Here is a 25,390-nt window from a genome sequence, read left to right on the forward strand (position 1 = left end):
AGTCCCACCCTGGCGCGGACCCCTCGGCGAACGCGCCGACTGGTGGTGGTACAACCCCTTCGAACCCCAACCCCCACCATCACCCAACTGAGTCGGCCACCGAAACAGGTTGGCGCATCGAGAGATGACGATGCGACGAAAATCCGTTGCGATGGACTCTGTTCGGGTCAAGGATGTGGCGATGACATCTCTGGCCGCTTCCTGGAAGACGATCGAGCGCTATGTCGTCATCTCGACGGACACTCATGCCGGGACCGACCTGCTCGACGAGGTGCATAGGCCGTTGGGGAACACCGACTACGTCGCGCCACCCGCGTTCGGGTATCGGCCCTTCGAAGGCTCGCTGGCTCTCGAGCGGCTGGCCCCGGCACGGTGAGCACACGCCGGACCATCGAACGATGGGTCGAGTTGTTCAATGCCGGTGATGCCGCCGGCATCTCGGAGCTCTACGCCGACGATGCGATCAACCACCAAGTCGCGCTGCAGCCCGTCGTCGGCCGGGACGCGATCGAGCAGTTTCATCGCGATGTTTTCGCCGCGGGGCCGCTTATCTGCACTCCCATCAATCTCGTCGTCGACGGCGAATGGGGTGCACTCGAATGGACCGACCCCGAGGGTTTCCGCGGCTGCGGATTCTTCCTGGTGCGCGACGGGAAGATCGCCCACCAGCGTGGCTACTGGGACAGCGCGCAACTCGATGCGGTCCACCCCAACCTCCATTGATGCGGCGCGGACGTCCGCAAACGCAGGACTCAGGCGCTGGCGAGCCGGATCCGCCAGCGCACGAAAGCCGTGTAGCCGATGCAGATCAACCCGAGCATCGCCATGTCGAACAACCACGTTCCCGCACTGTGCTCCCAGTGTCGGTCGGCTGGCGTCAACGGACCCGGGACCAACCGGATCAGATCGATCGTCGAGGCCGAAGCGGCGAACCCCCAACGCGCCGGGGTGAACCACGACATCTGATCCAGCACGATCCGGTCCGTCACCGGGATCATGCCGCCCGAGAACACCAGCTGCGACATGATCGCGACCACGAGCAGCGGCATGATCTGTTCGTTCGACCTCGCCAGCGCCGAGAGCGCCAACCCGACCATCGCCGCGGCCACCGTCGTCACCGCGATGTCGACGAACAACTCGATGCTGCGGTTGCCCAGAAGGGAACCGCTGTCCACGGCGCCGGGGCCCCACCCCTTACCGATGATCGCGATCGCCGTGACGATCGCCGACTGGACGATCGCGAACAGCGTGAACACGAAGATCTTCGCCAAAAGGTATGCCGTCGTTGACAATCCGACGGCCTGCTCGCGACGGAAGATCGCCCGCTCGCCGATCAGCGCTCGGATGGTCAGCGCGGTGCCCATGAAGATCGCGCCCACGTTGAGCATGACCAGGATCTGTCCCGGCTCGTTGGGTGCCGCCCCGCCCTGCATCGCGGGCACCGGCACGCCGAACCCGACGTCACCGGGCACCGAAAGCGACAGCACACCCATGATGAACGGCAGCAGCATCAAGAACGCGAAGTAGCCGCGGTCGGACACCACCAAGCGCACTTGGCGCCGCGCGATCGTCGAGAACTGGCGCCGCACACTGGTACTGGTCGGGCTGCCGAGTTCGGACGGCTGTTCGGTCGGCGGCGGTGGCGGCGGTGGCCCGTGCCGGGAGAGGAAACGCTGGTTGGCCGCGTCGGGATCACTGGCCACCGTGCTGAAGATGTCGGCCCAGTTGGTCGTGCCCATCGACGAGCCGATCTGGCTGGGCGGACCGTAGAACGCGGTCTTGCCGCCGGGCGCCAGCAGGAGCACCTGGTCGCAGACGTCGAGATAGGTCAGCGAATGCGTGACGACCAGCACGACGCGGCCGGCGTCGGCCAGTTGCCGCAGCATCGTCATGACCTGGCGGTCCAGTGCGGGATCCAGACCCGAGGTCGGCTCGTCGAGGATCAGCAGCGACGGACCGGTCAACAGTTCGAGCGCCACCGACGCGCGCTTGCGCTGACCGCCGGAGAGTTTGTCGACGCGGGTCTCCAGATGCTTGGTCATCTCGAGTTCCTCGAGCACCTGCATGACGACCTGTTCCCGGTCGGCCTTCGTGGTGTCCGGCGGTAGCCGTAGTTCCGCGGCGTACATCAGCGCCTGACGCACGGTCAACTGGCCATGGACGACGTCGTCCTGCGGCACCATCCCGATCCGGGACCGCAGCGACGCGTACTCGGCATGCACGTTGTGGCCCTCGAAGGTCACCGTGCCCGTCGTGGGATGGGTGTAACCGGCGACGAGGCGCGCGAACGTCGACTTGCCGGCGCCCGAGGGCCCGATGACGGCCGTCAGCGTGCCGGGCCGTGCGGCGATCGAGATGTTGTGCAGCAGCGTCTTGTTGTTCTCGATGGTCCACGTGACGCCGTGCACTTCCAGCCCACCCGTGCGGGTTGCGGCCTCGGTCTCGGTCCGGCGAACCAGCGTGCCGCCGGAGAAGACGAGGTCGATGTTGCCGATGGTGACCGTGTCGCCGTCGTGCAGCACCGCGGACTCCACGCGCGCGCCGTTGACGAACGTGCCGTTGATGCTGCGGTTGTCCTGGATCTGGGTGCCGGCGGCGGTGGGCACCAGGGTCGCGTGATGGCGCGACGCCAGCACGTCGGGTACGACGATGTCGTTGTCGGTTGCGCGGCCGATCTTGACCGCGCCGGGGATGTTGTCCGCGGGCCTGCTCGGCCGGAGGATCTTGAGCATGCTCGTGGCGATGTTGCCTTCGCTCGAGCGTGGTGCGGCGGTCGGGCCCATCATGGTCACCGACTCGATTCCCGGCGCCGACATCGGCTGCGACGCCTGCGGTGGGCGCACCCGCTGGGGGGTGCTCGGCGGAGCGGCCGCGGGCCCGCTGCTGTGCGCGGCGGGTTGTGGTGCGCTGGGATAGCGGGGCGGCGCAGGGGCGGTCGGATATGCCGGCGCAGACCGCGGTCCACCCGGCGGAGGTCCATACGGGCGCGCGGCGGCCTGCGGTCCCGATGTCGGCGGAGGGGTCGGGGGACCACCCGCCGGCCGCTGGCTGGTGATCGGTACCGCCATGGTCGGCGTTCGGCCCGCCGCACCCTGATGACGACCGACCTCGAACGTCAGCCGCGGGCCGTCGGGATTGCCGATGTTGACGGCCTGGCCGTCCTGGATGTCGACGGTGGGCACTCGTCGGTTGTTGACGAACATCCCGTTGAGGCTGCCGTTGTCGATCGCCACCCAGCGGCCCTGGTCGAACCGCAACACCAGGTGCGCGCGGGAGATCAGCGGATGGGCGATGCGAACGTCGGCGCGGAGGTCACGGCCGATGACGACATCGTTTCCCGCCGCGAAGGTCCGGGTCGATCCGTCGTACCGAACGGTCAGCGCGGGTGGGGCGGGTCGGCTCATCGAGGCAACTCTAACGGTAAGGGCGCCGTGCGGGGAGGTGGTCCGACCACGGGTCAGTGTCGCGGGATGCTCCAGCGCGCGGTGTCGGTGATCTGCTGCAAAGCTGCGATGCGGTCGTCCCGCGTCGTGATGACGTGTGCGAACGCCGCATCGACCGTCGTTTCGCCGTCGCGGGCCGGGCCCCAGTAGCGGCCGATGACCACCACCCGGCCATCGTCGGTCACCAGGTATTCGGCCGGATCGACGTGCATGTCGTACAGCGTGCCGATGGCTCCCCAGACACCGGCGATCATGTCCGTCGGGCCGTGGTGCTGTCCGCCGACACCGTGCGGCATACCCAGGCTGACCGTGCCGACGAAATCCTCGGTCAGCAACTCGAAAAGCGCTCGGCCGTCTGCCCCGGCGAGGGCGTCGTAGAACCGCTGCGCGACATCGATGGGAGTGGACACGTTCGCCTCCTCAGGCTATTAGAGATCAATCTCTATTATAGGGTAGGGCGATGCCGCGGCCCGCGCGATTCACGGTCGACGAACTACTCGATGCCGCCGCTGCACTGCTCGCCGACGAGGGACCCGCCGCGGTGACGATGTCCGCGGTGGCCCGCGCGGCAGGCGCGCCGAGTGGTTCGATGTATCACCGGTTTCCCGGTCGGGCGGCGCTGTGCGGGGAGCTGTGGATGCGCACCGAGGAGCGCTTCGTCGCGGGGTTCACTGCGGCGTTGTCCGGGCCGCGCGGCCGGCGGTCCAAATGTGTCGCCGGCGCTCGCTACACCGTGCAGTGGTGCCGCGACCATCCGGCCGAGGCGCGGGTGCTGCTTGCGGGTGCGGATGCGCTTTGCGTCGCTGACTGGCCGGCACAGTTGGTTGCGCGCAGGCGCCGCGTGCAGCGTCAGCTGCGACGCGCGTTGGAGGGCGTGCCCGGCGACGCCGACCGGGTGAACGCCGCGGTCATCGATATCCCGTACGCCGTCGTGCGCCGCCATCTGCTGGCCGGGACTGCGATTCCGGCCGGCGCGGACGCGATCGTCGCCGACTGCGCGACAGCGCTCATCCCCGCCGACTGACGAAAGTTTGCCGGTCGTCCGGCGAGTCGCGCGCCAATGGCGTCGAATCGTGGTCACCATTGGGCATGGTGTCTCGGGCGCCTTTCGTGTTCGTCGGCATCGCCGGGCTCTGCATCGCGGCTGCGTTCCTGGCGCCGACGGTCGATGCGCAGAGCACCATCGCCATCGACGAGCGCGGGTTCGTCGACTCCGAGGCCCGCTGCGAGGCGCCATGGCAGCCAGTGGCATTCGGCCGCACACAGTTCGCGCTCGTCGCAATCTGCGCGCGCGACGGGAACCATCAGTACCGCGGCGTGCGGATGAGCGACGGAGTGACGCTGACCGCCGCGGCGGTCGAGAAGGACGACGGTGTGTTCACCGTCGAGCACGACGGGGCCACGTACACGTTCTCCGCGAAGGAACTCGTCGTGGCCGCGGGAGACCGGGTGCTCATCACCGAACCGATGGTGGCCTACGTCGAGCCGCGGGTCGCCGCCGACGGCTGATAGTTGTCCGGCGCCCCGGTCAGCACACAATGGGTGTGGCTGTAGATCGTGGTCATGCACTTGTTGTTGTGATCGCAGATCGACCGCACCGATCTGTCGGCCTGGATGCGGTTGATCAGATCGGGTTCGGCCAGCAGCGCGCGACCCATCGCGACGAACTCGAAACCCTCGGCCATCGCCAGGTCCATCGTGTCGCGGTTGGTGATGCCGCCCAGCAGGATCAGCGGCAGCTTCAGCTCGGCGCGGAACTGCTTGGCGTCGCGCAGCAGGAACGCCTCGCGGTAGGGGTACTCGCGTAGGAATTTCTTGCCGGTCATCCGGATGCCCCACCGCAGTGGTGGTTTGAACGCGCCGGCGAACTCCTTGACGGGGGCGTCGCCGCGGAACAGGTACATGGGGTTGACCAGCGAGCTGCCCGCGGTGAGCTCGATGGCGTCCAGCCCGCCGTCCTCCTCGAGCCATTTCGCGGTCTGCAGTGACTCCTCGAGGCTGATGCCGCCGCGCACCCCGTCGGTCATGGTGAGCTTGGCCGTCACCGCGATCGGGTTGCCCTCCTTCTCGACGGCGCGGCGCACCGCGGTGACGACGCCCCGGGCCACCTTTGCGCGGTTCTCCAGCGAGCCGCCGAATTCGTCGGTGCGGCGGTTGAGCAGCGGGCTCAGGAATGAGCTGGCGAGATAGTTGTGTCCGAGGTGGATCTCGACCGCGTCGAACCCGGCCTCGATCGCCAGGCGGGCGGCGTTGGCGTGCGCCTCGGTGACGTCGCGGATGTCGTCACGGGTGGCCTTCTTGGCGAACCGCATCGACAGCGGATTGAAAAAGCGCACCGGCGCCAGCGCCTTGGCCTTGTTCGTGCGCGCGTTCGCGACCGGCCCGGCGTGGCCGATCTGCGCACTGATCGCCGCGCCCTCTGCGTGGATCGCTTCAGTCAACTTCTTGAGCCCCGGCACGGCCTCCGGGCGCATCCAGATCTGCCAGCCGTCGGTGCGCCCACCGGGGGCGACCGCGCAGTACGCCACCGTCGTCATGCCGACCCCGCCGGCGGCGGGCAGCCGGTGGTAGTTGATCAAATCGTCGGTGACGAGCGCGTTCGGGGTCGACGCCTCGAACGTCGCCGCCTTGATGATCCGGTTGCGTAGCGTCACCGGGCCGAGCTGGGCCGGGGTGAACACATTGGGCTGGGTGTTCATATAGGAGGAGCATGCCAGACTGGCTTCACAGGCGAGCGAAGCGACGGGAGGATTCTGCGTGGGTGCGATCACTTTGGACGGCAAGGCCACGCGCGACGAGATCTTCGTCGACCTCTCCAAACGGGTCGCGGCGCTGACCGCCGCTGGCCTCACGCCCGGACTCGGCACGGTGCTGGTGGGCGACGACCCCGGCTCGCACGCCTATGTGCGCGGCAAGCACGCCGACTGCGCGAAGGTCGGCATCAACTCGATCCGGCGCGATCTGCCCGCCGACATCAGCCAGGCCAAGCTCGACGAGACCATCGACGAACTCAACGCCAACCCCGAGTGCACCGGCTACATCGTGCAGTTGCCGCTGCCCAAGCACCTCAACGAGAACGCCGCCCTGGAGCGGGTGGATCCGGGTAAAGACGCCGACGGCCTGCATCCGACCAACCTCGGCCGGCTGGTGCTCAATGAGCCTGCGCCGCTGCCGTGCACCCCGCGTTGCATCGTGCACCTGCTGCGCCGCTACGAGGTCGAGATCGCCGGCGCGCATGTCGTGGTGATCGGGCGCGGGGTGACCGTCGGCCGCCCGCTGGGGCTGCTGCTGACGCGGCGGTCGGAGAACGCCACAGTCACGTTGTGCCACACCGCGACTCGTCATCTGCCCGAGCTGGCGCGCGAGGCCGACATCATCGTCGCCGCCGCGGGCATGCCGCACATGGTGACCGCCGAGATGGTGCGCCCGGGCGCGGCCGTCATCGACGTCGGGGTCAGCCGCGACGAGAACGGCAAGCTCGTCGGCGACGTGCATCCCGGCGTCTGGGACGTCGCCGGCCACGTGTCGCCGAACCCCGGCGGCGTCGGCCCGTTGACGCGGGCATTCCTGCTGACGAACGTCGTCGAGCGCGCGGAGGCACTGGCCGCGACGTGACGCCAAAGGAGTTCGCGCGCAAGGTTTTCACGGGCCAGTGGCCGTTCTGGTCGGTGGGTGTGACCTTCGTCGTCGCGTTTGTCCTCGTGGTCGGCGGCTACTGGCGGCGTGGCGCGCTGGTGATGGCGATCGGGGTCGGTATCGCGGCGGCGCTGCGGCTGGTGCTGAGCGACGACCGCGCCGGCCTGCTCGCGGTGCGTAGCCGGGGCGTCGACTTCGTCACCACCGCGACGGTCAGCGCGACGATGCTCTACATCGCCTGGACCATCGACCCGTTGGGAACGAGTTAGCGAACCTAGGTGTACATCTAGGCCACCCGTTCGATCGCGAAGGCCGTCAGGAAGCCGACCGCGGTGATCACTCCGGTCAGAATGTGTGCTTCCTCGAAGGCTTCGGGAACCATCGTGTCGGCGATCATCGCCAGGATCGCTCCGGCGGCGACGGCGGTGATCACCGCGACGAGAGCCGGCGAGGCGTTGGCCAGCAGCACATATCCCAACATCGCGGAGATGCCGCTGATCACCGCGATCGCGCCCCACACTCCGAAGACGTAACGCGCAGAGCGATCGGCCTGCTTCATTCCGGCGGCGCTGGAGAGCCCTTCGGGGAGGTTCGAGATGAACACTGCGGCCAGCACGGTCAGGCCAACACCCTGTCCGCCGAGCAGGGAGATGCCCAGCACCGCCGACTCGGGCACGCCGTCGAGCAGGGCACCGATCGCGATCGCGGCACCACTTCCACTCGTTTGCTCCTCCGTCGGTTGCCGGTCGTGTGAGCGCTTACGATGGCGCGCGCCGTGCCGGGCCAGCGCCGCGTTGGCGGCGACGTAGGCAACGGCTCCGCCGAGGAAACCGAGCGCGGTGGCCAGCAGGCCGCCGGTGCGCTCCGCTTCGTCCATGAGGTCGAACGCCAGCGCAGAAATCAGCACCCCGGCGCCGAACGCCATGACACCGGCGACCACTCGCGCCGGAACCCGCACGGCCCAGCCGATCAGCGCGCCGAGGACCAGGGCGGCGCCCGCCACCAGCCCCCACCCGCCGGCTTCAAGCCACCCCGGCATGACCATTCCGACGTTCGTGGCTGGCCGATCCGATGCGGTTTGCCGGAGGGGGCCGTCGTTGAGTCTTCATCGCGGTCGGGGTTCCCCGGCGCTCGTTCGGTTAAGCGCTCTGCTGCAGCGCGGCCGCGACGATCGGTTTCGCCCATTCCGGTGTCGCCGACAGGTCTTCCGGGCCGACGACCTCGCCGTGGTCCACGTGCAGCACGAGCAATGGCCGCGGCGCCTTCCCTTCGACAGGATCGGCGAGTGCGGAGTTGTCGTAGACCCGCAATTCGGCGAGCACGGCGAGCAGCTGCACCAGGTTCTGCCTGCTGTGTCGCCAACGGCGCCGGATGACGGCTTCGGGGATGTCGTGACCGCCGGAGCGTACGCGCTGCCGAACCCGCTCGATATGTGCGTCGGCGCTGGACAACCCGACGTACCAGACGCGTACTTCGATGCCTTTGTACGCCGCTTCGGACAGCAGCCCGGTGATGGTGCTGCCACCGAGCGTGGTCTCCAACGCAAGGTCAAGCCGTTCGTGGATCGCCCGTTGGAGCAGGCGCGTGCCCTGACGCCATGCCACGGCGTTCGCGTTGGTCTGGTCGAGTCCAGGGTTGGCCGCTATCAGTTCGCGTGCGGCCTCGTCGGGGTTGTAGTAATCACTGCCCGCCGCGCGGATCATCGCGCCGCCGATGCTGCTCTTACCGGCGCCGTTGACGCCGGCGAGGATATAGAGCCGGGACAGTCAGCGCCGCCGTTTCGGGCGGGCCGCCTTCACCGCGGCGCGGCCCAGTTGATCCGGGCCGGCGTCGAAGGCGGATGCCATACCCGCCTTTGACTTCGGGCTCTGCATCCGTTCGAGAAGATCGTCGAACTGCTCGGTCAGCTCGTCGAGGGCGGGTGTGCTCGCCTTCGTCAGCGCCTCGAACTCGGCGTACGACAACAGCACCGCCCGCGGCGTGTTGTGCTTGGTGATCGCCACGGCGCCTGCGGTGGTGGCCTGCTCGAAGACCGCCCCGAACTCGTTCTTGAAGCGGGTGGCGGCCACGGTTGGCACGTCGACCAGTTCGCCGTCACGGTTGCGGAACGTCAGAGTGGACATATTGGCCATTATAGACTTTTTGGCTATAACGGCTCAGCTAGTGTCCAGAGTCGTTACTTTGTCGTCAGTAGAGAATTCGAGGTTCGCGCGTTCGGTGTGGTCCGTTTTCGGCTTCCTATGCTCGAGATTGCACACACGGCTGTGGTCGTTTTCTCAGATCAGCACAACCCTGGGTGCAATCTCGGCGCTAGGACCATTTCGCAGACCAGCACCCTCGGCCACGTGCGTGCGTACAAGCACCCCAAATTCTGCTGCCGAACTAATGACTCACGACACTAGTGCTGCGTGGCGAGTGCGCGGCGAACCGCGCGTGGGTGGCGGGCGATCTTCGGCCCGAGGAGCACCGCGAACACCGTGATGGCCAGCCACGGCCGAAGGTGAGGCCGAATCCGGCGGATGAATCCGGCATCGTCGAGTTCGAACACCATGGCGTCGGTGATCGCCAACCCGGCGATGCGCGCATCGCTCACGGCCACCCGGGTAGAACCGCCGCCGATGACCTCTCGCCACGTGAGGTCGGACAGGCCGCCGTAGACGGCGGCCAGCAGGGTCCGCAGGTCGTCGTGTCCGCGGAACACCATCCGGCCCGACAGCGGCGAAATCAGTTCCGCGTCCCGGCTCAGCGTGCCCATGATGCGGTCGACGTCGGTGACCCGGGTTGCATCGCAGAACACGGCTACGGCGTCGGTTGTCTGGATCTCGGCCATGAACACAACCTAACCAGGTAAATTGCAAAAAGCAATCGACTATCCTGGAGGAATGCCGAAGCAGTCGTTCGCCGCAATGTCGTGCTCAGTTGCGCGTGCCGTTGACGTCGTGGGTCAGCGATGGACGCCGCTGATCCTGCGGGACCTGTTCGCGGGCATGACGCGCTTCGAGGACATCCGCTGCGACCTCGGGATCGCCTCCAATGTGCTCGCCGAACGGTTGGCCGACCTCGAACGGCACGGCGTCGTCGAACGGCGGCAATACCAGAGCATGCCGACGCGCCACGAGTACGTCCTCACTGACAAGGGAAGCGACCTCTATCCTGTGATCGCGACCCTGTTGGCGTGGGGCGACAAGTGGTTGGCCGGTGCGGACGGCCCGCCTGCACTGATCGTGCACTCCGATTGCGGGAACGTCACCGTCGCGAAAACGGTCTGCGTGGGGTGCGGGGGAGACCTCAACGCCGCCAATACTATTGCCGCAAGCGGCCCCGGCGCGCGGCGTGGCCCGGGCACCGCGGTCATCGGCGACTACATCACGGGGACTTAGGCCAGCGCAGCGCGGATGCACACCGTGACGTAAGGCAGCGCCAGCCCGGTCGAGTTGGCCAGCGCCGGGTGTGTGCTCAGCAGTTCGCGCACGCGGTCCAGCGTGCGGGTGCGGACCTTCTCCGGTGAGGTGATGCAGTAGCTGCGGGAGGCCACCAGGTCGATGAGCGCCTGCGGGGTCAGATAATTGGTCCACTCGACCTGGTGACGCTCGACGCCGGCGAACGGCTCGGGCAGCGTCACGGTGGCGTTGAACGGATCGTCCTCGTGGCCGATGATGCGGCCCAGTTCCTTCACCCAGCCCAGCCGCTCGTCGCGGGTGTTCCACACCAGGCCGAGGCGGCCGCCGGGCCGCAGCACCCGGGCGACTTCCTTGACCGCGCGGTCGAGATCGAACCAGTGCCAGGCCTGGGCCACCAACACCGCGTCGACGCTGTCGTCGGGCAGCGGGATCTCCTCCGCGGTGCCGAGCAACGCGGGCGTATCGGGTAGCGAATTGCTCAGCAGCTCGAGCATTTCCGGGATGGGGTCGACGGCGACCACGTCGAGGCCGCGCTCGACGAGCCGGGTCGTCAGCTTGCCGGTGCCCGCCCCGAGGTCGAGCACCGTAGTGGCGCCCTCGGGCAGCAGCCAGTCGATCGCGTCGGGCGGATACGACGGCCGGCCCCGCTCGTAGGCCGCGGCTTCCGCGCCGAACGACAGCGAGCGATCCTGCTCCGAGCGGGTCACCGCGCCGTCATTTCGAAGCCAGCTCCAGCGTCTTGCGGATCAGCTTGTACACCGCGTCGGTCTCCACCAGGAAGCCGTCGTGTCCGTAGATCGACTCCACGATGTCGAGCTCGGCGCAGCCCGGCAGCAACTCGGCCAGCTCTTCCTGCAGCCGCAGCGGGTAGAGCCGGTCGGAGGTGATGCCACCGACCACCGCGGGTACCGGGCAGCCGCGCAACGCGGCTTCGATGCCGCCGCGCCCTCGCCCCACGTCGTGGCTGGACAGCGACTCGGTGAGGGTGACGTACGTGCCCGCGTCGAACCGGGACACCAGCTTGCGGCCCTGGTGTTCCAAGTAGCTCTGCACCGCGTAGCGGCCGCCGGTGCCCGGGTCCTCACCTTCCTGCGGATCATTGGCGAAGCGGGTGTCGAGCTCGACCTCGCCGCGATAGGTCAGGTGGGCGAACCGGCGGGCGATCTCCATGCCGAGATCGGGCGAGCGCCCGGTGCCGTAGTAGTCGCCGTTCTGCCAGTTCGGGTCGGCCTTGATCGCCGCGATCTGCGAGCTCTGGGTGCCGATTTGATCCGCGGTGGCGCGCGCCCCGACGGCGAGCACCAGCCCCGAGCGGACCTTGTCCGGGTGGCCGACCATCCACTCCAACGCCCTGGCGCCGCCCATCGAGCCGCCGACGACCGCGGCGACCTCGGTGATGCCGAGCGCGTCGAGCGCGGCAATGTCGGCCTCCACCTGATCCCGGATGGACACGAGCGGGAAGCGCGAGCCCCACGCCTTGCCGTCGGGGTGCGGTGAGCTCGGGCCGGTCGAGCCGCGGCAGCCGCCGAGCACGTTGGTGGCCACCGCGCACCAGCGGTCGGTGTCGATCGGCCCGCCCGGGCCCGCCACGCCGTCCCACCAGCCCGCGGTCGGATGGTCCGGCCCCGCGGGGCCCGTGATGTGCGAGTCACCGGTCAGCGCGTGCAGCACGACGACCACGTTGTCGCGCTGCGGCGACAGTTCGCCCCAGCGCTGGACGGCGATCGACACGTCCTCGATGACCGCACCGTTCTCCAGCGTCAGCGGGCCGATGTCGACGACGCCGACCTCCCCCTCGGCGGGCAGGCTCAAAACTGGCACGTCGGCTTCCAATTCAGAGATGGACATCAGAACGCCGCCGCGGTGTTGGGATCGGTCGATCCGGCGGCGCGCAGCGGCCTGGCGGCGGCGAAGCCCTGCTCCAGGTCGGCCAGGATGTCGTCGATGCCCTCGATGCCGACGGCCAGTCGCACCAGGCCCGGTGTCACGCCGGTGGCCAACTGCTCCTCCGGTGACAGCTGCGCGTGCGTGGTGGAGGCCGGGTGGATCACCAGCGACCGCACATCGCCGATGTTGGCGACGTGGCTGTGCAACGTCAGTGCGTTGACGAAGGCCTTGCCCGCGTCGACGCCGCCGGCGAGCTCGAAGGCCAGCACCGCACCGGTGCCCTTGGGCGCCAACTTCTTTCCGAGGTCGTACCAGGGGGAGGAGGGCAGTCCGGCGTAGTTGACCGAGATGACATCGGAGTGCGCCTGCAGATACTCGGCCACCTTCTGCGCGTTGGCCACGTGCCGTTCGACACGCAGGCTCAGCGTCTCCAGGCCCTGCGCAATCAGGAACGCATTGAACGGCGACGCCGCCGAACCCAGGTCGCGCAGCAGCTGTACGCGCGCCTTGAGCGCGTAGGCGGGCGCACCCAGTTCGGCGAACACCACACCGTGGTAGCTGGGGTCGGGCTCGGTGAAGCCGGGGAACTTGCCGTTGGTCCAATCGAACGCGCCGCCGTCGACGACGACCCCGGCGATCGCCGCCCCGTGCCCGCCGAGGTACTTGGTGGCGGAGTGCACGACGATGTCGGCGCCGTGGCTCAGAGGTTGGATCAGGTACGGCGTGGCGATGGTGTTGTCGACGATCAGCGGCACGCCGGCGTCGTGGGCGACCGCGGCGACGTTGGGGATGTCGAGCACGTCGATCTGCGGGTTGGAGATGGTCTCGGCGAAGAACGCCTTGGTGTTCGGCCGTACCGCGGCGCGCCAGGAGTCGAGGTCGTCGGCGTCCTCCACGAAGCTGACCTCGATGCCGATCTTGGGCAGCGTGTAGTGGAACAGGTTGTAGGTGCCGCCGTAGAGGCGGGGGCTGGACACGATGTGGTCGCCGCTGTCGGCGAGGTTGAGGATCGCAAACGTCGACGCAGCCTGGCCGGACGACAGGAACAGCGCCGCGACGCCGCCTTCGAGCGCGGCGATGCGCTGCTCGACGACGTCGGTCGTCGGGTTCATGATCCGGGTGTAGATGTTGCCCGGCTCGGCGAGCCCGAACAGCGCGGCGGCGTGGTCGGTGCTGTTGAACGTGTACGAGGTGGTCTGGTAGATCGGCAACGCCCGCGCGTTGGTGGCCGCGTCGGGGACCTGGCCGGCATGGACCTGTTTGGTCTCGAACGCCCAATTTGCGGTCGGGTCTTCTGGCGCGCTCATGCGGAACGGACCTCCATCTGTGTCTGGGGGCCCGTCATAACGGACCCGCGCTTGCCGGCAGCCGCTCGTTAGCGGTTACTCAACCTGGTCATCACCCGGGGCACCCCACCGCGGTTGGAGGGTTGCCGACCAGCAAGCCGGGGCTTGTCGCTGGCACTCATGACCGAGCAGAAGCGTATCGCACGTCACCGATGTGAGGCCAGCGAGGGCAGCGCGACGGCGGCACCGCCACCCCTTGTCCCTCTCGCGAGACGTACACCTGGCTCGTGATTTGCAGTCGATCCGCGGTCCTGGTGTAACTCTCGCGAGTCGAACCGGCGTACGGCAAAGCCCCGCTGTGCAGGGCGGGCGGCAAAGCTACTGGTCAGTAGCTCGTTCTTTGTCGATGGGGCCGACCCCCTGGCTCACACGTAGCGTCATGTCCGAGGCAATACTGGTAGTCGACGCGACACCGAACATCCTCGAACCGACCGCTACCGACGCCGGGAGAACACCGAATGACTGCCGAGCAGCCGACCATCATCTACACGCTGACCGACGAGGCGCCGCTGCTGGCGACCTATGCGTTCCTGCCGATCATTCGCACGTTCACCGAACCGGCCGGCATCAACGTCGAAACCAGCGACATCTCGGTGGCGGCGCGCATCCTCGCCGAGTTCTCCGACCGGCTGACCGAAGAGCAGCGCGTGCCCGACAACCTGGCCCGGCTGGGCGAGCTGACTCAGCAACCGGACACCAACATCATCAAGCTGCCGAACATCAGCGCTTCGGTCCCTCAGCTGCTGGCCGCGATCAAGGAGTTGAAGGGCAAGGGTTACGACCTGCCGGACTATCCCGGTGAGCCGAAGACCGACGAGGAGAAGCAGATCAAGGAACGCTACGCCAAGGTCCTCGGCAGCGCAGTGAACCCGGTTCTGCGGCAAGGTAATTCGGACCGTCGCGCGCCGAAGGCCGTCAAGGAGTACGCGCGCAAGCACCCGCACAGCATGGGGGAGTGGTCGCAGGCGTCGCGCACTCACGTGGCGACCATGAAGCGCGGCGACTTCTACCACGGCGAGAAGTCGATGACGCTCGACAAGGATCGCAAGGTCAAGATGGTGCTCGAGACCAAGAGCGGCGAGACGCTGGTCCTCAAGCCGGAAGTGGCGCTCGACGACGGCGACATCATCGACAGCATGTTCATGAGCAAGAAGGCGCTGTGCGAATTCTTCGAAGAACAGATCGAGGACGCCTACAAGACCGGCGTGATGTTCTCGCTGCACGTCAAGGCCACCATGATGAAGGTGTCGCACCCGATCGTCTTCGGGCACGCGGTGAAGGTCTTCTACAAGGAGGCGTTCGCCAAGCATCAGCAGGTGCTCGATGAACTCGGGGTCAACGTCAACAACGGAATGTCGGATCTGTACGACAAGATCCAGTCGCTGCCGGCGTCGCAACGCGAGGAGATCGTCCAGGACATCCACGCCGTGCACGAGCACCGGCCGGAACTGGCCATGGTCGACTCGGCCCGCGGCATCACCAACTTCCACTCACCGTCCGACGTGATCGTCGACGCGTCGATGCCGGCCATGATCCGGCTCGGCGGAAAGATGTACGGCGCGGACGGGCGCACCAAGGACACCAAGGCGGTGAACCCGGAATCCACGTTCAGCCGCATCTATCAGGAGATGGTCAACTTCTGTAAGACCCACGGGCAGTTCGACCCCACCACCATGGGCACGGTTCCGAACGTCGGGTTGATGGCGCAGAAGGCCGAGGAGTACGGCAGCCACGACAAGACCTTCGAGATCCCCGAGGACGGCGTCGCCAACATCGTCGACATCGACACCGGCGAGGTGCTGTTGACGCAGAACGTCGAGACCGGCGACATCTGGCGGATGCCGGTCGTCAAGGACGCCGCGATCCGGGACTGGGTGAAGCTGGCCGTCACGCGGGCCCGGGCTTCGGACATGACGGCGCTGTTCTGGCTCGACACCGAGCGTCCACACGAGGTCGAGCTGCGCAAGAAGGTCAAGGAGTACCTGAACGAGCACGACACCGAGGGCCTGAAAATCCAGATCATGCCGCAGGTGTGGGCGATGCGGTACACGCTGGAGCGGCTGATCCGCGGCCAGGACACCATCGCCGTGACCGGCAACATCCTGCGCGACTACCTGACCGACCTGTTCCCGATCCTCGAGTTGGGCACCAGCGCCAAGATGCTCTCGATCGTGCCGCTGATGGCCGGTGGCGGCATGTATGAGACCGGCGCCGGCGGTTCGGCTCCCAAGCACGTCCACCAGCTGGTCGAGGAGAACCACCTGCGCTGGGACTCGCTCGGTGAATTCCTCGCCCTCGGCGCGTGTTTCGAGGACATCGGCCGCAAGACCGACAACAAGCGCGCTGTGTTGCTGGGCAAGACGCTCGACTCGGCGATCGGAAAACTGTTGGACAACAACAAGAGCCCGTCGCGCAAGACCGGCGAGCTGGACAACCGGGGCAGCCAGTTCTATCTCGCCATGTACTGGGCGCAGGAGCTCGCCGAGCAGACCGACGACAAGGAACTGGCCGACCACTTCGCCGGGCTGGCCAAGACGCTGGGCGAGAACGAGGACGCCATCGTCACCGAACTCGCTGAGGTGCAAGGGGACTCGGTTGACATCGGCGGTTACTACTATCCGGACCGCGAGAAGACCACGGCGGTGATGCGGCCGAGCAAGACGCTGAACTCGGTGCTGGAAGGCGCGACGGAACAGCCGGTGACGGAGGGTTAGCCGCCGAGCGCTTCCCTGGGTTGCGGTGTCGCATACCGGTCGACGAACCCGAGGATCACGTCGGCGACCCGTTGCGGCGCTTCGAACATCGGGATGTGCCCGACGCCGTCGAGGTGGGTGACCTCTGTGCTCGACGGTAGATGCGTGCTGAAATGGCGGGTGAACCGCGGATGCGGCAGCACCCGGTCCTTCTCGCAGATCACCAGGTGCGTCGGCGCTTTGCCTTCGGCGAGTTCCAGAAGGCCCGGCATCAACAGTGCCTTCACCAACAACTGGTAGTAGGCCGGGCAGTGGGTGACGTCGTCGATGATGTCGACGAGGTCTTCGTCGGACAGGCGGTCCGGGGTGGCGCTGATCGGGAAGTGGGCCAGATAGCGGGTGAACGGCAACTTCAGGACGTGCTGGCGGAACGCGAGTGTGAACAGCCAGACGGGCAGGCCGGCCAGGAATTTGCCGACGATCTCGAACTTGGCGGGCGTGTACCGACTCCAGCCACCGGCCGGTGCGATACCGGTCAGCGTGCGGGCCCGACCGCGGCGTTCCAACTCGAAGGCCACCCAGCCGCCGAGCGAATTACCGACGATGTGCGCGGTGTCCCAGCCGAGCGCATCGAGGCGGCGTTCGACGTCGTCGGCCAGTTCGGCCGTGTCGAGGAAGTAGTGGCCCTTCACGCCGCCGTTGTGTCCGGGCATGGTGGGGGCGAGGACCTCGTACCGGCCGGTGTCGGCGATCAGCGGGGCGACTTTCTTCCACACGTTCTGCGACATCATGAACGGGTGTAGCAACAGCATTGGCTCGCCGGAGCCGACGTGGATCGGTGCGCGCTCGGTCATCAGCCCGACATTAAGGTGATACCGGCGGTACCGCAAGTGCGTCGGTAGGGTCGCCCGCTGTGAGTTCGCTGATCGTCAGCACCGTCAACGTCAACGGGATCCGGGCCGCCGTCAAGCAGCGGTCTGCGCAGAACCTCGGGCTGTTGCCCTGGCTGGCCGAGACTCCCGCCGATGTGGTGTGCCTCCAGGAGACCCGGGCCGACGACGCGCAGTTGGCCGCGGCGTTGGCTCCGGCGCTGTCCGACGGTTGGCATCTGGCGTCCGCCGAACCGCATGTCAAGGGCCGCAGCGGGGTTGCCGTTCTGTCCCGGCACCCGATCGAGGCCGCGCGGCTGATCGAATCCGAAGAATTCGGGTCGCACGGGCGGTACCTGGAGGCCGACACCGCTGGCCTGACGGTCGCCAGCCTCTACATCCAGACCGGCGAGGCCGACACCCCGCGACAGTTGGAGAAGGAGCGGTTCATGGCGGTGCTCGCCGCGCGGATGGCGACGCTGATGTGTGCGGGCCGCGACGCCGTCGTCTGCGGCGACTGGAACATCGCCCACACCGAGAACGACATCAAGAACTGGAAGGGCAACATCAAGAAGTCGGGCTTCCTACCGGCCGAACGGCAGTGGCTCAGCGAGCTTCTCGGGACGGGCTGGGTGGACGTGGTCCGCGAATTGCATCCCGATCAGCCTGGCCCGTACGCGTGGTGGTCGTGGCGGGGCCGCGCATTCGACAACGACGCGGGTTGGCGCATCGACTACCAGTTGGCGACGCCGGAGCTGGCGGGGCGTGCGGTGGCGGCACGGGTCGAGCGCGCGGCGGCGTACGCGCTGCGCTGGTCCGACCATGCGCCGGTGACGGTCGAATACCGATAGGGTCGATGGATCCGGTGCGTCGGGAGGAGCGCAGGCCATGACCGTAGACAACGAAGTGCCCCGCCGCCATCGCGTGGTCATCATCGGGTCGGGCTTCGGTGGCCTGTTCGCCGCCAAGCACCTCAAACGAGCCGACGTCGACGTCACGCTGATCGCCAAGACGACGCACCACCTGTTCCAGCCGCTGCTGTACCAGGTGGCGACGGGCATCCTGTCCGTCGGCGAGATCGCGCCGGCGACGCGAATCATCTTGCGCAAGCAGAAGAATGCCGAGGTGCTGCTCGGTGAGGTCGTCGGCGTCGACCTCGAGCACAAGACCGTGACCTCCAAGCTGCTCGACTGGGAGCGGGTGGTTCCCTTCGACAGCCTGATCGTGGCCGCCGGCGCGCAGCAGTCGTATTTCGGCAATGACCATTTCGAGGCGTTCGCCCCCGGCATGAAGACCATCGACGATGCCCTCGAACTACGGGGCCGCATCCTCGGCGCGTTCGAAGCGGCCGAGGTGACGACGTCGGCCGACGAACGGCAACGCCGGCTGACCTTTGTCGTCGTCGGTGGCGGACCGACCGGTGTCGAGGTGGTCGGGCAGATCGCCGAGCTCGCGGATCGGACCCTGACGGGGGCGTTCCGCGCCATCGACCCCACCGAGGCGCGGGTGATCCTGATCGAGGCCGCCGGCGCGGTGATGCCGCCGATGGGCCCCAAGCTCGGGCTCAAGGCGCAGCGTCGGCTGGAGAAGCTCGGTGTCGAGGTCAAGCTGAACACCATGGTGACCGACGTGGACTACAAGGGTCTGACCGTCAAGGAGAAGGACGGATCCGAGTACCGGATCGAGTGCGCCGTCAAGGTCTGGTCGGCCGGCGTGCAGGCCAGCCCCCTCGGCAAGCTGGTCGCCGAGCAGTCCGACGGCACAGAGGTCGATCGAGCGGGCCGGGTGGTCGTCGAACCCGACCTCACCGTCAAGGGCCACCCGAACGTCTTCGTGATCGGCGACCTGATGAGCGTGCCCGGCGTGCCGGGGCAGGCGCCGGGCGCGATTCAGGGCGCCAAGTACGCCACCAAGCTGATCAAGAGTGAACTCAAGGGTGCCGACCCGACGACCCGAAAACCGTTCAAGTACCTCGACAAAGGCAGCATGGCGACGGTGTCGCGGTTCTCGGCGGTATGCAAGGTCGGCAGGCTCGAGTTCGGCGGGTTCATCGCCTGGCTGGCCTGGCTCGGCCTGCATCTCTACTACCTCGTCGGCAGCCGCAACCGTATCGCCGCGGTGTTCTCCTGGTTCGTGACCTTCCTGGGCAGGGGCCGCGGGCAGATGACGATCACCGAGCGGTGGGTGTTCGCGCGGCGGGCGCTCGAACAGGTGCGGGACCAGGAGACTCCGCGCGCCATCGGGTGACAAATCGCCTCCGCCGAACGTCGGTTACCGTCACGCACAACCCCGGTGAGGCGTGCATCAAGCCCACACTCGCAGCCGTCGCGGTGCCGCATGAAAAGATGGGCCCATCATGAGCAGTTCCGCGCAGCAGATCGTCTTTTCGGGCGTGCAGCCCACCTCCGACTCCCTTCACCTGGGCAACGCGCTGGGGGCCATCACGCAGTGGGTCGGCCTGCAGGACGACTATGACGCCTTCTTCTGCGTCGTGGACCTGCACGCGATCACGATCCCCCAGGACCCCGAACAGCTGCGGCGGCGAACCCTCGTCACCGCCGCGCAGTACCTGGCGCTGGGTATAGACCCCGCGCGCAGCACGATCTTCGTGCAGAGCCATGTACCGGCGCACACCGAATTGTCATGGGTACTGGGCTGTTTCACCGGTTTCGGGCAGGCGTCGCGGATGACGCAGTTCAAGGACAAATCGCAGAAGGAAGGCAGCGAGGCCACCACTGTCGGGTTGTTCACCTATCCGGTGCTGATGGCCGCCGATGTGCTTCTCTACGACACCGACCTGGTTCCGGTCGGCGAGGATCAGCGCCAGCACCTGGAGTTGGCGCGCGATGTGGCGCAACGGTTCAACTCCCGCTTCCCGGAGACGTTTGTCATCCCCGAACCGCTGATCCCGAAGGCGACCGCCAAGATCTTCGATCTGCAGGATCCGACGTCGAAGATGAGCAAATCGGCGGGCACCGACGCCGGGTTGATCGGCCTGCTCGACGATCCGAAAGCGTCGGCCAAGAAGATCCGCTCGGCGGTCACCGACAGCGAGCGCGAGGTGCGCTACGACCCCGACGCCAAACCCGGCGTCTCGAACCTGCTGACGATCCAGTCGGCGGTCACCGGCGCCGACGTCGACAAGCTCGTCGAGGGTTACGCGGGACGCGGATACGGCGATCTGAAGTCCGACACCGCGGATGCCGTGGTCGAGTTCGTCAGCCCGATCAAGGCCAGGGTCGACGAACTGCTGGGCGATCCCGCCGAACTGGAATCGGTGTTGGCGGCGGGGGCCGAGCGCGCCCGCGAGGTGTCTGCGAAAACGCTCGAACGGGTATACGACCGGTTAGGGTTTTTGCGGCGACGCTGCTGAAGTGTTGGGGAGGCTGGCATGACCCATGCCGAGCCGGACGACAAGCCGGGGTTCGTCGATCGGTTCCGGGCGCGGTATCGCTGGTTCGACCACGCCATGCGAGCGCAGGAGCGCTACAAGGACAGTAAGGGCGACTTCTACGCGGCCGGCATCACCTACTTCACGATCTTCGCGCTGTTCCCCTTGCTGATGGTCGGCTTCGCCATCGCCGGTTTCATCCTGGCCAGCCAGCCGGAGCTGCTCGCCGAGATCCAGGATCGGATCAGGGCGTCGGTGTCAGGTGACTCCGGCACCCAACTGGTGGAGCTGATGGACTCGGCGATCGAGTCCCGCACCTCGGTCGGAGTCATCGGCTTGCTCGCCGCGGTCTGGGCGGGGCTGGGCTGGATGGCGAATCTGCGCGAGGCGCTGAGCCAGATGTGGGGCCTGACGCGCGGGGAGCCCAAAGGCTTCCTGCGCACCAAGCTGTCGGACCTGACGGCGATCGCCGGCCTGTTCCTCGCGATCGCACTCACTGTCGCGCTGACCGTGGTCAGCAGTTCCGGTTTGGCGCGCAAAGCGGTGGAATGGGTTGGGCTGCAGGATGTCCCGGGCATGAGCGTGCTGTTGCGGTCGGTTTCGCTGTTGGTTTCGGTGTTGATCAGCTGGCTGCTGTTCACCTGGATCATCTCGCGGCTGCCCCGCGAATCCGTCAGCTTCCGCTCCGCGCTACGAGCCGGGCTGTTGGCGGCGGTGGCGTTCGAGATCTTCAAGCAGGTGGCGTCGATCTATCTGCAGTCGGTCGTGACCGGCCCGGCGGGGGCGACCTTCGGCCCGGTGCTGGGCCTGATGGTGTTCGCCTACATCACGTCGCGTCTCATCCTGTTCGCCACAGCGTGGGCCGCCACGTCGACCGAAAACCTCGAGGCCGCGCCCGTCGAACCGCCGGGCCTCGCCCGGATCGCGCCGCGGGTGCAGGTGCATGAGGGCGTCGGCGTGGGCGGTGTGCTGACCGCCGCTATGGTGGGAGCGCTTGGCGCGCTGGGGATTTCGCGCTGGACCCGCGATCGCTAGCTGACCGCTTTGAGCCCGACCACACAGCCGATGATGCCGACGATCAACAAAACCTTGATCGCCGACGCACTTTCGGCTCCGGTGAGCATCGCGTAGGCGACGGTCAGCGCAGCGCCGATGCCGACCCAGACCGCATAACTGGTGCCGGGGGGCAAGCTGCGCATCGCGAAGCCCAGGCCGACCATCGACAGCACCAGTGCCACCAGGAACACCGCCGACGGGCCCACGCGGGTGAAGCCCTCCGTTTTGCTGAGCGCGGACGCCCACACCGCTTCAAGAACCCCCGACACGACCAGAATCAACCAAGCCATCACACAACTCCGTCGGCGCCGTCTTGTCGCTGGCCGGGTACGGTGCCCCTCGTCCGGATCGCATGGTTCACATGCCAATCGCTGTCCACGGTAGCAAAGGAGTAGCGTCCCCCTGCGTGGCGTTGTCGACACCGTGGTCCCGTCGGATGGGGCTGGAGGCGCCGATCGTCAATGCTCCGATGGGCGGAGCGGCAGGCGGTGCCCTGGCCGCGGCGGTGTCCCGGGCGGGCGGGCTCGGCATGATCGGGATGGGTAGTTCGGCGACGGCCGCGGGGCTGGCGGCCGAACTGCCACACGTATCCGGGCTTTCCCATCCGTTCGGCATCGGGCTCGTGCACTGGGTGATGGCGGCCGAGCCCGACCTGCTGGAGGTCGCACTGTCGGCGAAGCCCGCCCTGTTGGCCGTGAGCTTCGGCGACGACTGGTCATGGGTGCGCGCAGCCCACGACGCGGGTGTGCCGGTGGCTGTGCAAGTGGCCGATGTGACCGCCGCGCGGCGCGCCGTGGACGCCGGTGTCGACGTGGTGGTGGCGCGCGGAGCCGAAGGGGGAGGGCACGGCGAGCCGCGCGTCGGCACCCTGCCGTTGCTCGCGGAGGTGCTTGACGAGGTGCCCGTGCCTGTGCTCGCCGCGGGCGGCATCGCCTCCGGCCGCGGGTTGGCCGCGGTTCTGGCCGCGGGAGCCGCCGGCGCGTGGCTCGGCACCGTGTTCACCACCTGCACCGAGGCTTCGACGTCGCCCGCTGCCCGGGTACCGCTTCTGGCGGCGCGCGCTGCCGACACGGTGACCACGCGGGTCTTCGACGTGGCGCAGGAATACCCCTGGCCCGCAACGCTTCCCGAGCGGGTTCTACGCAACGATTTCGTGGACCGCTTCGATGGCCGCGAGGACCGCCTCGATGCCGACGCCCGCGCGGCCCTCGCCGCGGCGGTCGCTGCCGAGGACTATCGAGTGGCGCCCGTCAACGCCGGACAGGGCGTGGGCATGGTGCGTGAACCGCGGTCGGCCGCCGAGGTCATCGAATCGCTGTGCGCCGAGGCCGAGCTACTGCTGCGCCCGTGGGGCCAGGTTTAGTGCTGTGGTCGCCGGTTCAGTGACCGGGCGCCCATGATCAACCCGAACACGATCACGCTGCCGGCCACCGCGACGCCGACCCGCACCGGCATCGCGTCGACGTCCGACAGCATCGGCGCGGCGTTGACTGCCGGATTCGCGCCGTCGGCCTCCGGCTTGGGGTCGAGCGACGGGTCCGGCTCGATCAAGGTGCCCACGCTGGTGCCCGGGGGCGTCGCGAAGCCGTAATCGAGCAGATGTGCAGCCTGCGCCCACGGGGCGATCGGCTGGCGGGTGCCCTTCAGGAGCACGGCGACGAGTCGGCGGCCGTCCCGGTCGGCCGCGCCGACGAAGGTCTGGCCGGCGTCGTCGGTGTAACCGGTCTTACCGCCCATCGCGCCGGGGTAGTTGAGCAGCAGCTTGTTGTCGTTCTCGATCGGATATCCGGCATCACCGCGGCCGGGGAAGTCGAACGTCTTGGTGGACACGATGTCGGCGAAGATCGGGTTGCGCCAGGCGTAGCGGTAGAACAGGGCCATGTCGTAGGCCGATGTGCTCATGCCGGGACCGTCGAGGCCGGACGGCGTCGCCACCCGGGTGTCGAGGCCGCCCAGCTTGTGGGCCAGGTCGTTGAGTTTCTTCAGTGTGGCGTCCCAGCCGCCGAGTTGGCGCGCCAGCGCGTATGCGGCGTCGTTGCCCGAGTACATCAGCAACCCGTGCAGCAGGTCGTTGATCGAGTAGTGGCCTCCTTCGCCGACTCCGACCTTGGTGCCTTCCTGGCTGGCGTCCTCGGCGGTGCCCGGCACGACGCGGTGGATGGGCAATTCCTTGATCGCCTGCATGGCGGTCAGCACCTTGATGATGCTGGCGGGCCGGTGCCTGCCGTGCGGGTCCTTGGCCGCGATGACGTCGCCGGTGTCGAGGTCGGCGACCAGCCATGCCTCGGCCGAGACGTCGTTGGGCAGCGGCGGCGTCCCCGGCGCGGTGATGATGCCGCAGCCGGACAACTTTTCGCCGCCCATCGGTGTGGCGGGCACCGGCAGCGGAGCGGGCGGCGCCTCACCGGGTTTGGGCACCTCGGAGGCGTCGACCGCAGGCGGGGTGACCTCGCGGTACGGGCACGCGCTGGCCTCCGGCGCCGCTGGCGGCTGAGCACTTGCCACAGCGGGCGCGGCGGCCACGAACAAGGCCGCTGCCAGCACGGCGGCGCGGTTCATCGAATTTCGAAACTTCGCCATCGAGCGCAGATTAAGGCGTCGGCGCGACGATCCCGCGGAGGCGCGCTGTGACTGGTGTTACTCAAGTTTCATTTGTGACTGGTGTTAGACGGGGAGCGCACAGTGCGCGACGGCCGGGAAACCGATGCAGCCCATCCACAGTCGGCCGCCGGCCTCGACCAGGCCGGTGACCATGCCGAACTGCGGGTGTTCGGTGCGCAAGCCGGCGACGACTTCGCCGTTGTCGGGATCGAAGGCCACCGCCCACACCTCGGGTTTGATCTGGGGTTGCAGTGTGTCGGGCAGCTTCCACAGCAGCTTGCGCAGGGCCGGCCAGCGCGGCGCGAGCCATTCGGCGGCGGCGTTGAGCGGTGAGACCATCGCGCACCAGATGCGGCCGTCCGCGCCGGTGGACAGGTTGTCCGGGTGGCCGGGCAGGTTCTCCCGAAGCGGCGTCACCGTGCCGGCGCGCTCCCCGGTCAGCCAGAACTTCGACAGCCGGCGTCCCATCGTCTCGGCGAACACCAACGCCGACCCGTCCGCGGTCGGCGTCACGCCGTTGGCGAAGTACAGACCCGGCACCGCGGTGAGCACGGTGCCGTCGGCGTCACGCCGGAACAGGCTGCCGCGCGGCCGTGCCTCCATCACCGCGCCCTTGAAATGGGCATAGCTGAACGCACTCGTCGACTCGGTGAAATAGATTGTGCCATCGGGTGATTGGGTCACGTTCGAGCAGAACATCAATCGCCGGTCGTCGACCTCGGCGACGAGTGTCTCCAGTGTGCCGCTGGCCGGGTCCAGCGAGCGCAGGCCGCCGGGACTGGTGCACACCAGGATTCGGCCGTCGTGGGCGACGTGCAGGCCGAGCGGGCGGCCTTCGGTCGTGGCGGCGACGACGGGGTCCCCGCCGTCGGCCGGGATGCGCAGGATGCGGCCGTCGTCGACACCCGTCCAGACGGCGCCGTCGGCGTCGACGACCACGTCCTCGGGTGCGTTGCCCGGCAACGGGACGACGGTCAGCTCGGCCGGCGGCAGATCCGGCAGCGGGTCGACGGGCGGCGGCTGCCAGCGGACCGGATCGATCGGCGGCTTCTTCGAGGCGGGCACGT

28 protein-coding genes and 2 riboswitches are annotated in these 25,390 nt (G+C 67.7%); of the genes, 14 read left to right on the top strand and 14 right to left on the bottom strand.

Annotation, left to right across the window (positions count from 1 at the left end; genetic code table 11):
• The 3 genes from AU188_RS25770 to AU188_RS12850 all read left to right on the top strand — a co-directional run.
• A partial coding sequence (locus AU188_RS25770) for a hypothetical protein (RefSeq protein ID WP_286137454.1) occupies positions 1–91 on the top strand: 91 nt, incomplete at its 5' end.
• Between the two features lie 90 nt (positions 92–181).
• Positions 182–376, top strand: coding sequence for a hypothetical protein (locus tag AU188_RS12845; protein WP_156426668.1), 195 nt, complete (start codon positions 182–184; stop codon positions 374–376).
• Positions 373–723, top strand: a complete 351-nt coding sequence (locus AU188_RS12850; protein WP_059164103.1) for a nuclear transport factor 2 family protein — start codon at positions 373–375, stop codon at positions 721–723. Before AU188_RS12845 ends, AU188_RS12850 begins: the two co-directional genes overlap by 4 nt.
• 29 nt (positions 724–752) lie before the next feature.
• Here AU188_RS12850 and AU188_RS12855 read toward each other — a convergent pair whose 3' ends face one another.
• On the bottom strand, positions 753–3,404 hold the full coding sequence (locus tag AU188_RS12855; RefSeq protein ID WP_059164104.1) for an FHA domain-containing protein: 2,652 nt from the start codon (positions 3,402–3,404) through the stop codon (positions 753–755).
• Positions 3,405–3,457: 53 nt separating this feature from the next.
• Complete coding sequence (locus AU188_RS12860; RefSeq protein WP_059164105.1) at positions 3,458–3,853, bottom strand: nuclear transport factor 2 family protein; 396 nt, start codon at positions 3,851–3,853, stop codon at positions 3,458–3,460.
• A 50-nt stretch (positions 3,854–3,903) separates the two neighbouring features.
• Here AU188_RS12860 and AU188_RS12865 point away from each other — a divergent pair, with 50 nt between their 5' ends.
• Entirely contained in the window at positions 3,904–4,467 is a 564-nt protein-coding gene (locus AU188_RS12865; RefSeq protein WP_059164106.1) for a TetR/AcrR family transcriptional regulator, read from the top strand.
• A 68-nt stretch (positions 4,468–4,535) separates the two neighbouring features.
• On the top strand, positions 4,536–4,952 hold the full coding sequence (locus AU188_RS12870; protein WP_156426669.1) for a hypothetical protein: 417 nt from the start codon (positions 4,536–4,538) through the stop codon (positions 4,950–4,952).
• Here AU188_RS12870 and AU188_RS12875 read toward each other — a convergent pair.
• Positions 4,919–6,142 (bottom strand): NADH:flavin oxidoreductase, encoded by a 1,224-nt coding sequence (locus tag AU188_RS12875; protein WP_059164108.1) that lies wholly within the window; start codon positions 6,140–6,142, stop codon positions 4,919–4,921. The two genes, AU188_RS12870 and AU188_RS12875, sit on opposite strands and share 34 nt — an antisense overlap.
• Before the next feature lie 58 nt (positions 6,143–6,200).
• On the opposite strand from AU188_RS12875, the gene AU188_RS12880 reads away from it, so the two are divergent.
• The gene (locus tag AU188_RS12880; protein WP_059164109.1) at positions 6,201–7,058 is read left to right on the top strand and encodes a bifunctional methylenetetrahydrofolate dehydrogenase/methenyltetrahydrofolate cyclohydrolase; all 858 of its coding nucleotides are present in this window, start codon (positions 6,201–6,203) and stop codon (positions 7,056–7,058) included.
• On the top strand, positions 7,055–7,348 hold the full coding sequence (locus AU188_RS12885) for a DUF3017 domain-containing protein (protein WP_059164110.1): 294 nt from the start codon (positions 7,055–7,057) through the stop codon (positions 7,346–7,348). Before AU188_RS12880 ends, AU188_RS12885 begins: the two co-directional genes overlap by 4 nt.
• 17 nt (positions 7,349–7,365) lie before the next feature.
• Here the strand turns inward: AU188_RS12885 and AU188_RS12890 are convergent, their stop codons facing one another.
• The 4 genes from AU188_RS12890 to AU188_RS12905 all read right to left on the bottom strand — a co-directional run bounded on the left by AU188_RS12890 (position 7,366) and on the right by AU188_RS12905 (position 9,909).
• Complete coding sequence (locus tag AU188_RS12890) at positions 7,366–8,118, bottom strand: ZIP family metal transporter (RefSeq protein ID WP_059164149.1); 753 nt, start codon at positions 8,116–8,118, stop codon at positions 7,366–7,368.
• A 100-nt stretch (positions 8,119–8,218) separates the two neighbouring features.
• On the bottom strand, positions 8,219–8,845 hold the full coding sequence (locus AU188_RS12895) for an ATPase (protein WP_286137455.1): 627 nt from the start codon (positions 8,843–8,845) through the stop codon (positions 8,219–8,221).
• The gene (locus AU188_RS12900; RefSeq protein ID WP_059099411.1) at positions 8,846–9,202 is read right to left on the bottom strand and encodes a type II toxin-antitoxin system prevent-host-death family antitoxin; all 357 of its coding nucleotides are present in this window, start codon (positions 9,200–9,202) and stop codon (positions 8,846–8,848) included.
• Between the two features lie 275 nt (positions 9,203–9,477).
• Positions 9,478–9,909 (bottom strand): nuclear transport factor 2 family protein, encoded by a 432-nt coding sequence (locus tag AU188_RS12905; protein WP_156426670.1) that lies wholly within the window; start codon positions 9,907–9,909, stop codon positions 9,478–9,480.
• Between the two features lie 52 nt (positions 9,910–9,961).
• Here AU188_RS12905 and AU188_RS12910 point away from each other — a divergent pair, with 52 nt between their 5' ends.
• A complete protein-coding gene (locus AU188_RS12910) occupies positions 9,962–10,459 on the top strand; it encodes a winged helix-turn-helix transcriptional regulator (protein WP_059164112.1) in 498 nt (165 codons plus the stop codon).
• Here AU188_RS12910 and AU188_RS12915 read toward each other — a convergent pair.
• The 3 genes from AU188_RS12915 to AU188_RS12925 are packed head-to-tail and all read right to left on the bottom strand — an operon-like array spanning position 10,456 to position 13,674.
• Entirely contained in the window at positions 10,456–11,187 is a 732-nt protein-coding gene (locus AU188_RS12915; protein ID WP_059164113.1) for a class I SAM-dependent methyltransferase, read from the bottom strand. The genes AU188_RS12910 and AU188_RS12915 overlap by 4 nt on opposite strands.
• Before the next feature lie 7 nt (positions 11,188–11,194).
• Positions 11,195–12,328: a homoserine O-acetyltransferase MetX gene (metX, locus tag AU188_RS12920; protein WP_156426671.1), complete on the bottom strand. Its 1,134-nt coding sequence runs from the start codon at positions 12,326–12,328 to the stop codon at positions 11,195–11,197.
• Entirely contained in the window at positions 12,328–13,674 is a 1,347-nt protein-coding gene (locus tag AU188_RS12925) for a bifunctional o-acetylhomoserine/o-acetylserine sulfhydrylase (protein ID WP_059164114.1), read from the bottom strand. The genes metX and AU188_RS12925 overlap by 1 nt, the downstream gene beginning before the upstream one ends.
• Positions 13,675–13,716: 42 nt before the next feature.
• A riboswitch (SAM riboswitch) is annotated at positions 13,717–13,839 on the bottom strand.
• 332 nt (positions 13,840–14,171) lie between these two features.
• Between AU188_RS12925 and AU188_RS12930 the strand changes: the two genes are divergently transcribed.
• A complete protein-coding gene (locus AU188_RS12930; protein ID WP_059164115.1) occupies positions 14,172–16,427 on the top strand; it encodes an NADP-dependent isocitrate dehydrogenase in 2,256 nt (751 codons plus the stop codon).
• Here AU188_RS12930 and ephH read toward each other — a convergent pair.
• Entirely contained in the window at positions 16,424–17,260 is an 837-nt protein-coding gene (gene ephH, locus AU188_RS12935) for an epoxide hydrolase EphH (protein ID WP_059164116.1), read from the bottom strand. The two genes, AU188_RS12930 and ephH, sit on opposite strands and share 4 nt — an antisense overlap.
• Before the next feature lie 68 nt (positions 17,261–17,328).
• Between ephH and AU188_RS12940 the strand changes: the two genes are divergently transcribed.
• The 4 genes from AU188_RS12940 to yhjD all read left to right on the top strand — a co-directional run bounded on the left by AU188_RS12940 (position 17,329) and on the right by yhjD (position 21,701).
• A complete protein-coding gene (locus AU188_RS12940) occupies positions 17,329–18,126 on the top strand; it encodes an exodeoxyribonuclease III (RefSeq protein WP_059164152.1) in 798 nt (265 codons plus the stop codon).
• Positions 18,127–18,163: 37 nt separating this feature from the next.
• Entirely contained in the window at positions 18,164–19,522 is a 1,359-nt protein-coding gene (locus AU188_RS12945; protein ID WP_059164117.1) for an NAD(P)/FAD-dependent oxidoreductase, read from the top strand.
• Positions 19,523–19,631: 109 nt separating this feature from the next.
• Complete coding sequence (gene trpS / locus AU188_RS12950) at positions 19,632–20,648, top strand: tryptophan--tRNA ligase (protein ID WP_059164118.1); 1,017 nt, start codon at positions 19,632–19,634, stop codon at positions 20,646–20,648.
• Positions 20,649–20,666: 18 nt separating this feature from the next.
• Complete coding sequence (gene yhjD / locus AU188_RS12955) at positions 20,667–21,701, top strand: inner membrane protein YhjD (protein ID WP_059164119.1); 1,035 nt, start codon at positions 20,667–20,669, stop codon at positions 21,699–21,701.
• Here yhjD and AU188_RS12960 read toward each other — a convergent pair.
• On the bottom strand, positions 21,698–22,012 hold the full coding sequence (locus tag AU188_RS12960) for a DMT family transporter (RefSeq protein WP_059164120.1): 315 nt from the start codon (positions 22,010–22,012) through the stop codon (positions 21,698–21,700). The two genes, yhjD and AU188_RS12960, sit on opposite strands and share 4 nt — an antisense overlap.
• 12 nt (positions 22,013–22,024) lie before the next feature.
• A riboswitch (guanidine-III (ykkC-III) riboswitch) is annotated at positions 22,025–22,092 on the bottom strand.
• A 66-nt stretch (positions 22,093–22,158) separates the two neighbouring features.
• On the opposite strand from AU188_RS12960, the gene AU188_RS12965 reads away from it, so the two are divergent.
• Entirely contained in the window at positions 22,159–23,085 is a 927-nt protein-coding gene (locus AU188_RS12965) for an NAD(P)H-dependent flavin oxidoreductase (RefSeq protein WP_172799491.1), read from the top strand.
• Here AU188_RS12965 and AU188_RS12970 read toward each other — a convergent pair.
• Both AU188_RS12970 and AU188_RS12975 read right to left on the bottom strand, forming a co-directional pair.
• Positions 23,082–24,302 (bottom strand): D-alanyl-D-alanine carboxypeptidase family protein, encoded by a 1,221-nt coding sequence (locus AU188_RS12970; RefSeq protein ID WP_059164122.1) that lies wholly within the window; start codon positions 24,300–24,302, stop codon positions 23,082–23,084. The two genes, AU188_RS12965 and AU188_RS12970, sit on opposite strands and share 4 nt — an antisense overlap.
• An 84-nt stretch (positions 24,303–24,386) precedes the next feature.
• Positions 24,387–25,388: an SMP-30/gluconolactonase/LRE family protein gene (locus AU188_RS12975; RefSeq protein WP_059164123.1), complete on the bottom strand. Its 1,002-nt coding sequence runs from the start codon at positions 25,386–25,388 to the stop codon at positions 24,387–24,389.
• Positions 25,389–25,390: the final 2 nt, after the last annotated feature.

The sequence above is a fragment of the Mycobacterium sp. IS-3022 genome, assembly GCF_001500065.1.
GTDB lineage: Bacteria > Actinomycetota > Actinomycetes > Mycobacteriales > Mycobacteriaceae > Mycobacterium.

Bases quoted from the DNA above. Each gene is read 5' to 3' on its own strand.
- trpS (WP_059164118.1), top strand. From the start codon at position 19,632: ATGAGCAGTTCCGCGCAGCAGATCGTCTTTTCGGGCGTGCAGCCCACC.
- AU188_RS12970 (WP_059164122.1), bottom strand. From the start codon at position 24,302: ATGGCGAAGTTTCGAAATTCGATGAACCGCGCCGCCGTGCTGGCAGCG.
- AU188_RS12960 (WP_059164120.1), bottom strand. From the start codon at position 22,012: ATGGCTTGGTTGATTCTGGTCGTGTCGGGGGTTCTTGAAGCGGTGTGG.
- AU188_RS12925 (WP_059164114.1), bottom strand. From the start codon at position 13,674: ATGAGCGCGCCAGAAGACCCGACCGCAAATTGGGCGTTCGAGACCAAA.
- AU188_RS12905 (WP_156426670.1), bottom strand. From the start codon at position 9,909: ATGGCCGAGATCCAGACAACCGACGCCGTAGCCGTGTTCTGCGATGCA.
- AU188_RS12945 (WP_059164117.1), top strand. From the start codon at position 18,164: ATGACCGTAGACAACGAAGTGCCCCGCCGCCATCGCGTGGTCATCATC.
- AU188_RS12865 (WP_059164106.1), top strand. From the start codon at position 3,904: ATGCCGCGGCCCGCGCGATTCACGGTCGACGAACTACTCGATGCCGCC.
- metX (WP_156426671.1), bottom strand. From the start codon at position 12,328: ATGTCCATCTCTGAATTGGAAGCCGACGTGCCAGTTTTGAGCCTGCCC.
- ephH (WP_059164116.1), bottom strand. From the start codon at position 17,260: ATGACCGAGCGCGCACCGATCCACGTCGGCTCCGGCGAGCCAATGCTG.
- AU188_RS12930 (WP_059164115.1), top strand. From the start codon at position 14,172: ATGACTGCCGAGCAGCCGACCATCATCTACACGCTGACCGACGAGGCG.
- yhjD (WP_059164119.1), top strand. From the start codon at position 20,667: ATGACCCATGCCGAGCCGGACGACAAGCCGGGGTTCGTCGATCGGTTC.
- AU188_RS12910 (WP_059164112.1), top strand. From the start codon at position 9,962: ATGCCGAAGCAGTCGTTCGCCGCAATGTCGTGCTCAGTTGCGCGTGCC.
- AU188_RS12965 (WP_172799491.1), top strand. From the start codon at position 22,159: ATGGGGCTGGAGGCGCCGATCGTCAATGCTCCGATGGGCGGAGCGGCA.
- AU188_RS12875 (WP_059164108.1), bottom strand. From the start codon at position 6,142: ATGAACACCCAGCCCAATGTGTTCACCCCGGCCCAGCTCGGCCCGGTG.
- AU188_RS12890 (WP_059164149.1), bottom strand. From the start codon at position 8,118: ATGCCGGGGTGGCTTGAAGCCGGCGGGTGGGGGCTGGTGGCGGGCGCC.
- AU188_RS12900 (WP_059099411.1), bottom strand. From the start codon at position 9,202: ATGTCCACTCTGACGTTCCGCAACCGTGACGGCGAACTGGTCGACGTG.
- AU188_RS12855 (WP_059164104.1), bottom strand. From the start codon at position 3,404: ATGAGCCGACCCGCCCCACCCGCGCTGACCGTTCGGTACGACGGATCG.
- AU188_RS12845 (WP_156426668.1), top strand. From the start codon at position 182: ATGACATCTCTGGCCGCTTCCTGGAAGACGATCGAGCGCTATGTCGTC.